The sequence below is a fragment of the Lentzea sp. NEAU-D7 genome, from assembly GCF_026242055.1.
Classification (GTDB): domain Bacteria; phylum Actinomycetota; class Actinomycetes; order Mycobacteriales; family Pseudonocardiaceae; genus Lentzea.
This window is the reverse complement of the sequence record NZ_JAPJDL010000001.1, coordinates 443316-455337: the sequence shown is the minus strand read 5'-3', so window position 1 is coordinate 455337 and position 12022 is coordinate 443316. Positions and strand designations below refer to the sequence as shown.

The window sequence follows — 12022 nt, the reverse complement described above, 5'->3', positions numbered from 1 at the left end:
TCAGGTCCAGCACGGGGGCATACAGCGCACCGGGTTCTGCGCATCTGGGGGAATGAATTGAACGGTGATGAACGGTTCTATTCGGCGTGCCATTTTAAATTAATCATGGCCACCGCGAATGACCCTCATGTGAATGTCTTATGACTGCTCGTCGGGAATAGCTTGACCCTGTAAATGAAGATTGTGTAAAAATGACGCCAGGGGAGGGGCTCATCTGTGATCGAAGATATGTATCCGCTGGCGCCTGTTCAGCAGGGCATGCTGTTCCACGTCCTGGAAGCGCAATCGGACAAGGGCGTCTACTGGGCGCAAGGGCTCTACGAGTTCGACGGGGTGCTCGACGTCGACGCCATGCGGCGCGCGTGGGAGCTGGTGGTCGCCCGCCACGCCGTGCTGCGCACCGGATTCGTGTGGGAGGGCGTGCCCGAGCCGCTCCAGGTCGTCATGGGTGATCTCCAGGTGCCCTTCGAGGTGCACGACTGGACCGCCGTGACCGACCAGCAGGCCGCGCTCGACGAGCTGCTCGCCCGCGACCGCGCCCAGGGCTTCGACCTCACCAAGCCGCCGCTGATGCGCGTGCACGTCATCAAAGACGGCACCAGCCACCACCGGATGGTGTGGGCCCTCTACTCCGGCCTGTGCGACGGCTGGAGCGTGCCCGTCGTCCTCGAAGAGGTCGGCGCCACCTACGACGCCCTGTGCCGCGGCACGACCCCCGATCTCGAGCCCGTCCGGCCCTACCGCGACTTCATCGCCTGGCTGGGCAAGCGCGACCGCGCGGAGGCCGAAGCCTTCTGGCGCGACTACCTGGCCGGCTTCGACGCCCCGACGGCGTTGCCCGTCGACCGCTCGGTCCGCGAGCACTGGGCTCAGGGACGCCGCCGCGCCGAACTGCCGGAGGACCTGACCACCTCGATCATGGACCTCGCCCGGCACAGGCGCGTCACGCCGTCCACGGTGATCCAGGCGGCGTGGGTGCTCCTGCTGTCCGCCTACTCGGGTGACGACGAGGTCGTCTACGGCCTCACCGTGTCCGGCCGTCCCGCCGACCTGCCCGGCGTCGAGTCGATGGTGGGCGTCTTCATCAACACGCTGCCCGTGCGCGTGCGGGTGTCGTGGGAACGCTCCTTCGCCGACTGGCTGGGAGAGCTGCAGGCGAACCAGGTCGCGGTGCAGCGCTACGAGTTCACCGCGCTCTCGGACATCAAGCGGTGGTCGGACCTGCCCCGCGGCAGCGGTGTCTTCGACAGCATCGTGGTGTTCGGCAACTACCCGCAGGCGCTGCTGTCCGAAGAGGACGAGGAGGGCGACGGTGACGAGGACCGCTTCGGCGCCCTCGACTCCGTCGAGCAGGTCAACTACCCGATCGCGTTCGCGGTCGACCTGGAGGACACGCTCAAGATCGAGGCCGAGTTCTCCACCGGTGCGTTCGACGAGGCCACCGTTGACAGGCTGCTGGACCAGCTGCAGGCCGTCCTGGCCGCCGCGGTGGCCGGACCTGACCGGCCCGTTCGCGAGGTGACGCCGACGCCGGTGACCGGCTGGGGCACGGGTCCCGCGTTCGACGAGCCGTACGCCGGCCTGGCCGAGCGGTTCCGGTCGGCTGTCAGCGAGTTCGGCGACCGTCCGGCCGTGCGTGACGGTGCCCGCGAGCTGACCTATGCCGAGCTGGGTGAGCTCGTGGCGCGGGTGGCGTCGGGCTTGCGTGCCGCTGGTGTCGCTGAGGAGACGCGGGTCGGGCTGTGGTTCGAGCGGTCCGTGGATCTCGTGGTGGCGGTTCTCGCTGTGACGCAGGCAGGTGGGACGTATGTGCCACTCGATCCCGCGTTGCCGCACGGCCGTCTGCGTGACGTGCAAACAGCTGCCGGGGTCGAGCTGGTGGTGTCCCGTGGTGACTACGCACTCGACGGTCCGCGCGTGGTCGAGTTCACCGAGCTGGTGACCGGGGCGCCCGCATGGCCGGAAATCGTTGCCACGCCCGAACGCCTGGCCTACACGATGTTCACGTCGGGCTCGACCGGTGTGCCGAAGGGCGTCGAGGTCACCGAGCAAGGCGTTGTGCGGGTCGTGCTCGACCCGGCGGTGACCGCCGTGCCCGGTGACGTGGTGGCGCACATGGCCGCGGTGTCGTTCGACGCGTCGACCTGGGAGATCTGGACCGCGTTGCTGAGCGGTGCGACGCTCGCCGTGGCGTCCGCGAACCTCGCCGAGCGGCTGGACGTCGCGAAGCTCTTCACCGAGCACGGCGTGACGTTGTCGTTCATGACCACCGGTCTGTTCCACCAGCTCGCGGACACCGATCCCGGCGTGTTCTCCGGCCATCGCAAGGTGCTGGCCGGCGGCGAGGCGATGTCGCCTCTCCAGGCGCGCAAGGTGCTCGACGCGAACCCGGCCGTGGCGATCTACAACATGTACGGCCCGACCGAGTCCACCGTGTACGCGTCGTTCCACGACATGCACGCCGGACGGCTCGGGCCGTCGTCGGTCCCGATCGGCATCCCGTTGCGGGGCCTGCGCTTCTACGTGCTGGACCGCTGGCTCCAGCCGACCCCTGTCGGCGTGCCCGGCGAGCTGTACATCGGCGGCACGGGCTTGGCACGCGGCTATGCGGGTCGTGCGGACCTCGCCGCCGAACGCTTCGTCGCTGACCCGTACGTACCGGGTGCGCGGATGTACCGCACCGGCGACCTGGTGCGCTGGGGTGCGGACGGCGTGGTCGACTTCGTCGGCCGCACCGACGACCAGGTCAAGATCCGCGGCTTCCGGGTCGAACCGGGCGAGGTCGAGCACGTGCTCGTCGGCCACCCCGACGTCGCCAACGCCGCCGTGGTCGTGAACGACAAGCGCCTGATCGCCTACGTCGTGAGCACCGCCGAGCAGGCGGAACTGAGGCGCTTCCTCGCCGGACGGCTGCCGGAGTTCCTGGTGCCGTCGGCGATCGTGCCGCTCGACGAGCTGCCGTTGAACAGCAACGGAAAGCTCGACGTGCGCGCACTGCCCGACCCCGGCGCACCCGAGACCACCACCGCGTACGAACCGCCCAGCACCGAAGCCGAGCGCACGCTCGCCGAGGTGTGGTCGCAGGTCCTCGGCGTCGAACGGGTCGGTGTCCACGACAACTTCTTCGAACTGGGTGGCGACTCGATCGTCAGCCTCCAGATCGTCTCGCGGTCCCGTGCCGCGGGACTGCGGCTGGAGATCGCCGACCTCTTCACCCACCAGACGGTCCACGAGCTCGCCGCCCGCGCCGGCACGTCCGAGCCCAGCTCGGCCGACCAGGGCACCGTCAGCGGACCTGTGGCCTTCACGCCCATCCAGAGCTGGTTCCTCCGCGAGAACCTGCCGCACCGCGACCACTTCAACTGGTCCGGCATGTTCGAGCTGGCACAGGGAACCGACGCGGGCACGATGCGGGCCGCGCTCGCCACCGTCGTCGCCCACCACGACGCCCTGCGCCTGCGCCTGAACCGCGACACCCAGGAGAACGCGCCCGCCGAGACGGCCGAACTCCTGACCGTGCTCAGGACCGACCTCGACGGCACGGCCCTGGACGAGGCCGTCACCGCGGCCATGACCACGGCGCAGACGTCGCTGAGCCTCGCGGACGGGCCGCTGCTGCGTGCCGTGTACGTGGACCGCGGCGACAAGCCGGCTTGGTTCGGCCTCACCGCGCACCACTACGTCGTGGACGCGGTCTCCTGGAACGTCCTGCTGGAAGACCTCGACACCGCGTACTCCGCGGGCGCGCTGGCGCCGAAGACCACGTCGTACCAGGAGTGGGCCGCCGCGCTGGAGGCGTTCGACCCCCAGGACGAGCTGCCCTGGTGGCGTGAAGTCGTCCGGACGGCGACGCCCGTGCCGACCGACCTCGACGGTCCGAACACGGAGGACTCGACCGAGTCCGTTTGCGTGACCCTCGACGCGGCCCGCACCTCGGTGCTGCTCACCCAGGCCCACCGCGCCTACCGCACCCAGGGCCACGAACTGCTCCTCGCCGCACTGCTGCAGGTCCTCGGGCGGTGGACCGGCACCGGCGCCGCCGCCATCGACCTGGAGAGCCACGGCCGCGAGGCGATCGCCGACGGCATCGACCTCAGCCGCACCGTCGGCTGGTTCACCGCCATCCACCCCGTTGGCCTGCACCACGACGACCTCGAGGACGTCGCCGGTCTCATCAAGAGCGTCAAGGAGCAGCTGCGGGCCGTGCCGCGCCGCGGTGTCGGCTACACCGTGCTGCGCGAACGGGACGAGCAGCTCCGCGACGCCCCGGCGCGCCCGGTCGTCTTCAACTACCTCGGTGGTGTCGACGCCGCGGAGGACGAGGCCGTGGGCCTGTTCGCCCGCGAGCTGCCCGAGGACCTGTGCGGTCCCGCCGAGGGGGACGGCGGCCTGCGCTCGCACGTGCTCGGCGTCGAGGTCGTCCAGGCCGCCGACGGGACACTGGCCGTGGAGTTGCAGTACAGCACCAACCTCCACCTGCGCTCGACCGTCGAACAGCTCGCCGAGGCCTACGTGGCCGCGCTGGCCGGCATCGTCGACCACTGCCGGTCCGGCGCGCACGGCCTGACACCGTCCGACGTTCCGCTGGCCGCCCTCGACCAGTCCTCTGTGGACGCCCTGGTCGCCGGGACGCCCGGACTGACCGACGCCTACCCGTTGTCGCCGTTGCAGCAGGGCATGCTCTTCCACGCCGTCGAGTCACCGGACAGCGGCGTCTACTGGACGCAGGACGTGCGGGAGCTGACTGGCGAGCTCGACGTCGACGCCATGCGCGCGGCCTGGCAGCTCGTGCTCGACCGGCACCCCGCGCTGCGCACCGGCTTCGTCTGGTCGGGTGTGCGCGAGCCGCTCCAGGTCGTCGTGGGTGACGTCGAGGTGCCGTTCGAGGTGCACGACTGGTCCGACGTCACGGATCCCGACGCCGCCGTCGAGCAGCTGCTGGCCGACGACCGCGCTCGCGGGTGCGACCTCACCACCGCGCCACTGCTGCGCGTGCACGTCGCCCAGGGCCGCGGCCGCCACTGGATCCTGCTGGCCTTCCACCACCTCTACGCCGACGGCTGGAGCATCCCGCTGCTGTGGGACGAGGTCACCGCCGCCTACCAGGGCGAGCCGCTGCCGCCGGTCCGGCCGTACCGGGACTTCATCGCGTGGCTGGCGCAGCGCGACTCCGCCGAGGCCGAGGCGTTCTGGCGCGAGTACCTCGCCGGGTTCGACTCGGCGACGCCGTTGCCGGTCGACCGGGTGGTGCGCGAGCACTGGGCCCAGGACCGCCGGGAACTGGGGCTGCCCCGCGACGTCACGACGGCGCTCGTCGCCCTGGCCCGCGACCGGCGGATCACCCTGTCGACGGTCGTGCAGGCGGCGTGGGCCGTGCTGCTGTCGGCCTACTCGGGCGAGGACGACGTCGTGTTCGGCCTGACCGTGTCCGGCCGTCCGGCCGACCTGCCCGGGGTGGAGTCGATCGTCGGCCTGTTCATCAACACCCTGCCGGTGCGGGTGGAGGTGGCGTGGGAGCGGTCGTTCGCGGACTGGCTCGGAGACCTGCAGGAGAACCAGGTCGCCGTGCAGCGGCACGAGCACACACCGCTCGCCGACATCCAGCGCGTGGCCACCGGTGGCCTGTTCGACAGCATGCTCGTCTTCGGCAACTACCCGCAGGGCGAGGCGCCGGAGGAGGGTGAGGAGGACCCAGGGGAGCTGTTCGCCTCGACCGACTCGGTCGAGCAGATGCACTACCCGATGATCCTCGCCGTCGACCTCGAGGCGACGCTGAAGGTCGAGGCCAACTTCTCCACCGGCGCGTTCGATCCATCCACTGTGGAGCGCCTGCTCGGTCAGCTGGCCGAGGTGCTCACCGCCGCCGCCCGCCGGCCTGCCGCCGCCGTGCGCGAGGTGACTCCCGAGCCCGTGACCGGCTGGGGCCTGGGGCCCGCGGTGGACGAACCCTTCATCGGGCTGGCCGAGCGGTTCCGCCTCGCTGTCGCCCGCTACCCCGGTGAAGTCGCCGTGCGTGACGGTGACCGCGAGCTGACCTATGCCGAGCTGGGTGAGCGGGTAGCTCGAGTGGATTCGGGTCTGCGTGCCGCTGGTGTCGGTGTGGAGACGCGGGTCGGGCTGTGGTTCGAGCGGTCCGTGGATCTCGTGGTCGCGATTCTCGCTGTGACGCAAGCGGGTGGGACGTACGTTCCGCTTGATCCCGCGTTGCCGCACGGTCGGTTGCGTGACGTGCAGACGGCCGCCGGGGTCGAGCTGGTGGTGTCCCGTGGCGACTACGCCCTGGACGCGCCGATCCTCGGCGTGGCCGAGCTGGCCGATCTCGCCGCGGAGCCCGACGACCGGCTGGTGCCGTCGTTGCCCGAGCGGCTCGTCTACACGATGTTCACGTCGGGCTCGACCGGTGTGCCGAAGGGCGTCGAGGTCACCGAGGAAGGTGTCGTGCGGGTCGTGCTCGACCCGGCGGTCGCCGCTCGCCCCGGTGATGTCGTGGCGCACATGGCCGCGGTGTCGTTCGACGCGTCGACCTGGGAGATCTGGACCGCGTTGCTGAACGGTGCGACGCTCGCCGTGGCTCCCGCGAACCTCGCCGAACGCCTGGACGTCGCCACGTTCTACCCGGCACACGGCGTCACGTTGTCGTTCATGACCACCGGTCTGTTCCACCAGCTGGCGGACACCGACCCCGGCGTGTTCTCCGGGCACCGCAAGGTCCTCGCCGGGGGCGAGGGCATGTCTCCGGTCCAGGCGCGCAAGGTGCTCGACGCGAACCCGGCCGTGGCGATCTACAACATGTACGGCCCGACCGAGTCCACTGCGTACGCGTCGTTCCACGACATGCACACCGGCCGGCTCGGCCCGGCGACAGTGCCCATCGGCGACGCCTTGCGCGGCTTGCGCTTCTCGGTGCTGGACCGCTGGCTCCAGCCGACTCCGGTCGGCGTGCCCGGAGAGCTGTACATCGGCGGCACCGGTCTGGCCCGCGGCTATGCGGGTCGAGCGGACCTGACCGCCGAGCGGTTCGTTCCCGACCCGTCCGTGCCGGGCGCTCGCCTGTACCGCACCGGTGACCTGGTGCGGTGGGGCGCGGACGGCGCTGTCGACTTCGTCGGCCGCACCGACGACCAGGTCAAGATCCGCGGCTTCCGGGTGGAACCGGGCGAGGTCGAGCACGTGCTCGCCGGCCACCCCGACGTCGCCAACGCCGCTGTCGTCGTGCGCGAGCTGCCGCAGGGCAAGCGCCTCGTCGCCTACGTCGTGAGCACCGCCGAACCGGCGGACCTGCGGGCGTTCCTCGGTGAACGGCTGCCCGAGTTCCTGGTGCCGTCGGCGATCGTGCCGCTCGACGAGTTGCCGTTGAACAGCAACGGAAAGCTCGACAAGCGCGCACTGCCGCTGCCCGAGGCGCCGGACTCCGCGAGCCACGAGGCACCCTCCACCGACGTCGAACAAGCCCTCGCCGCCGTGTGGTCGGAGGTGCTCGGGGTCGAACGAGTCGGCGTCCACGACAACTACTTCGAACTGGGCGGCGACTCGATCGTCAGCCTCAAGATCGTCGCCAGGGCCCGGGAAGCGGGTCTGGAGCTGAAGATCGCCGACATCTTCACGCACCAGACCATCCGGCAGATCGCCGCCCACACGGGCGTCGCCACCGTCTCGCAGGCCACCGCGAAGCCGTTGGCGGACTTGGAGCCCCTGCGGGCACGGGTGCCGGACCTGGTGGACGCGTACCCGTTGTCGCCGATGCAGCAGGGCATGCTCTTCCACGTCCTGGAGGCGCCCGCCGACACCGCCGTGTACTGGGCGCAGGACGTGCGCGAGCTGCGCGGACCGCTCGACGTGGCGGCCATGCGGGAAGCCTGGCGCACCGTCGTCGGCCGCCATCCCGCGCTGCGCAGCGCGTTCGTGTGGGAGGGCGTCGAGGAACCGCTGCAGGTCGTCGTGGGCGGCGTCGACGTGCCGTTCGAGGTGCTCGACTGGACCTCCGTCGCCGACCCCGCCGCCGCACTGGACGAGCTGCTCGACGCCGACCAGCGGCGCGGGTTCGACGTCACCACGGCGCCGTTGCTGCGGGTGTACGTGGCCGACCGGGGCGACCGCCAGTGGGTCGTGTTCACGTTCCACCACCTGTACCTCGACGGCTGGAGCATCCCGCTGGTCTGGGACGAGGTGTTCGCGGCCTACCGGGGGCGGTCGCTGCCGCCGGTGCGTCCTTACCGCGACTACATCGCCTGGCTTCAGGAACAGCCCTCCGCCGACGAGTTCTGGCGCGAGTACCTCGACGGCTTCACCTCGCCCACGGCACTGCCGGTCGACCGCACCACCCGTGTGCACTGGGAGCAGGGCAGGCGCCACCGCGAACTGCCCGAGAGCGTGGCCCTGGCACTGGAAGGGCTCGCACGGACCGAGCGCGTCACGATCAGTGCCGTCGTGCAGGCCGCGTGGGCGTTGCTGCTGGCTGCGCACAGCGGTGACGACGACGTGGTCTTCGGCCTCACCGTGTCGGGGCGGCCCGCCGAGCTGGCCGGTGTCGAGTCGATCGTCGGACTGTTCATCAACACGCTGCCCGTGCGGGTCCAGGTCCCCGGCGACCGCACCCCGTTCGACCGGTGGCTGCGGACCGTCCAGGACGGACAGGTCGCCGCGCAGCGGTTCGAGCACTCGCCGCTGGTCGACATCCAGCGGGTGGCCGGTGTGCCGAGGCTGTTCGAGAGCATCGTCGCGGTCCAGAACCTGCCCGGCGGGTTCGACGACGGTGACGGTGACGACGCCGACGAGTTCGACTCGCCCGCGTTGCTGGAGCAGGGACGCTATCCGCTGAAGCTCGTCGTCGACGTCGACGGTCAGCTGGCCCTGTTGTGCGAGTACTCCACCGGCGCGTTCGACGACGCCACCGTCGAGGCGCTGCTGGACCAGCTCGAACGCATCCTCGTCACGGTCGCCGCGCGGCCCGGCACGCCCGTGCGGGAGATCGCCCTGCTCGACGCCGCCCAGCGCGCTGAGGTGCTCGGGTGGAGCTCGTCCGAGGCCCGCCAGATGCCGTCGGCCCACCTGGCCGAGCTGTTCGGCCGGCAGGTCGCGGCGCATCCGGACCGTCCTGCTTTGCGCGGCGGCACCGACCTCACCTACGCCCAGCTCGACCGCAGGGCCGCGGGTGTCGCCGAGTGGTTGCGCGCCAACGGCGTCGGCACGGGCACCAGGGTCGGACTCCACCTCGACCGCGGCCCTGAGCTGATCATCGCCATGCTCGGTGTGATCGGCGCCGGAGGCAGCTACGTCCCGCTCGACCCGGCGCAGGGCACCGCCCGGCTCGCCCAGATGATCGGCACGGCCGGGGTCGGAGTCGTCGTCACGGCAGGGGAGTGGCCTCTCGACATCCCTCGGGTGCGCGTGCTCGACGCGACCGTGCTCGACCTGCCCGAGGCCAAGGGGTCCCTGCCGGTCGTCGGGGGTGCTGGCAGCGAGCTGTACGTGCTGTTCACCTCGGGTTCGACAGGCGTGCCCAAGGGCGTGTCACTGACCCACGAGGGCGTGGCCAGGGTGTGCACCGATCCCGCCGTGCGGGTCGGACCCGGTGACGTCGTCTCACACCTCGCCGGCATCGGCTTCGACACCGGAGCGTTCGAGATCTGGCTGGCGCTGCTCAACGGCGCCACCCTCGTCGTCGGCCCCGCGGACATCGCCGAACGGATGGACGTCGGGAAGTTCCTGCGCGAGAACGGCATCACGGCCTCCCTGCTCACCACCGGCCTCTTCCACCAGCTGGTCGAGACCTCGCCCGACGTCCTCGACGGCCTGCGCCTGCTCGTGGTCGGCGGTGACGCCCTGCAGGCCCAGCACGCCCGCACGGCCCGCGAACGCCGTCCGGACCTGCGCATCGTGAACGCCTACGGGCCCACCGAGACCACCATGACATGCACGATCCACACCCTCGGCGACATCGGCGCGCAGGTGCCCATCGGCAGGCCGTTCGCGGGCATGCGGGCCCTGGTCCTCGACCCGTGGCTGCAGATCGTGCCGGCGGGCGTGGCGGGCGAGCTGTTCGTCGGCGGCCCTGGTGTGGCCCGCGGCTACGTCGGCCGCGCGGATCTCACGGCGGAGCGGTTCGTCCCCGACCCCACGGGATCCGGGGAACGCCTGTACCGCACCGGTGACCGCGCTCGCTGGCGCTCCGACGGCATGCTGGAGTTCCTCGGCAGGGCCGACGAGCAGGTCAAGATCCGGGGCTTCCGGGTCGAGCCCGGCGAGGTCGAGGCGCTGCTGGGCACGCACGAGGACGTGCGGGCCGCGGCTGTCGTGGCCACGTCGTCCGGAACCGGGAAGCGCCTCGTCGCCTACGTGGTCACGAGCACGGGCACGGCAGAACTGCGCGCGTTCCTGCGCGAGCGGCTGCCCGACCACCTGGTGCCGTCGGCGTTCGTCGAACTCGACGCGCTGCCCCTGACGCCCAACGGCAAGCTCGACCGCCGTGCACTGCCGGAACCGGCGGCACCGGAGTCGGAGGGCGCGTACCTCGCCCCGCGCACCGACGCGGAACGAGCGCTGGCGGGCATCTGGACGAAGCTGCTGGGTGCCGACCGCGTCGGCGTGCACGACAACTTCTTCGACCTGGGCGGCGACTCGATCGCCTGCCTCCAGGTCGTGGCACGGGCGCGTGCCGCGGGCCTCGGCCTCGCGGTCGCCGACCTGTTCACGCACCAGACGGTCGCCGAGCTGGCCGCCGTGGCCACCGCCCCCGTGCTGGTCGAGGAGGGCCCGGTCACCGGACCCGTGCCGCTGACGCCCATCCAGCGGTGGTTCACCAAGGCCGCCATCGACGACCGGAACCACTGGAACTGGTCGGGGCTCTTCGAGCTCGCGCCGGACGTCGACGCCGGCAGGTTTTCCGCCGCGCTCGACGCGCTGGTGACCCACCACGACGCCCTGCGCACCCGCCTGCACCACGGGCCCGACGGCTGGCGGCAGCACGTCGCCGAGCCGGGCGAGGCCGCGGCGTTCAGGGTCGTCCAGGGCGATGTCCGGGAGCACATGGACGCGCTGCAACGTTCGCTGGACCTCGCGAACGGCCCTCTCGTGGCCGCAGTTCTGTTCGACCGCGGCGACGAGCCCGCGTTGCTCGGCCTCGTCGTGCACCACCTGGTGGTCGACGGCGTCTCCTGGAACATCCTGCTGGAGGACCTCGACTCGGCCTACCGGGGCGAACCCCTCGGGGCGAAGACCACGTCGTTCCGGAGGTGGGCCGAGTCCGTCACGGCCTTCGCGGACAGCGCCGAGGTCCGCGACGAGCTGCCGTACTGGCTTGAGCGGGTGGAGACCGGCTTCACGCTGCCGGTCGACGCGACGGGGGCCAACACCGAGGACTCCGCCGCCGTCGAGGAGGTCACCGTCGGCGCCGCGGGGCTGCCGAACGCGAAGGTCCTCGACGTGGTCCTGGCCGCGCTGCTGCAGACGCTGGGGGAGTGGGCCGGCACCGGCACCGTCGTCGTCGACCTCGAACACCACGGCCGCGAAAGCCTGGCACCGGGCACGGACCTGTCCCGCACGGTCGGCTGGTTCACCTCGGTGCACCCGGTGGTGCTCCGGCACGACGACCTGGGCGACGCCGCCGGAGTCGTCGCCGCGGTGAGCGAAAGCCTGAAAGCCGTGCCACGGCACGGAGTCGGCTACGGCGCGTTGCGCCACCTGACGGCCGAAGACCCGGAGGTGCTCCGCCTCCGTGCCGCGCCGGACCGTCAGATCAACATCAACTTCACGGGCGGAACGGACTCCGTGAACGACGACGAGGTCAGGGGCCTCATCGTCGACGAACTACCGGGTGACCTGTGCGGCGAGAGCACCAGCCGCGGACTGCGTCCGTACGCGCTGCACCTCGAGATCGAGCGCACCGGCGAGGGAGAGCTCCTCGTCGAATGGCACCACAGCACCAACCTGCACCGCACCGAGACCGTGCGACGGGTCGCATCCCGCTTCCGGGAAGCCGCAGAGGCCCTGATCGCACACCTGAACCGGAATTAGGGGGAGCAGT

Annotated in this window: 1 protein-coding gene; it reads left to right on the top strand. The window is 71.1% G+C overall.

Annotated features, from left to right (window positions below):
* Positions 1-216 precede the first annotated feature (216 nt).
* A complete protein-coding gene (locus tag ORI60_RS01990; protein ID WP_266033297.1) occupies positions 217-12012 on the top strand; it encodes a non-ribosomal peptide synthetase in 11796 nt (3931 codons plus the stop codon).
* Positions 12013-12022 lie beyond the last annotated feature (10 nt).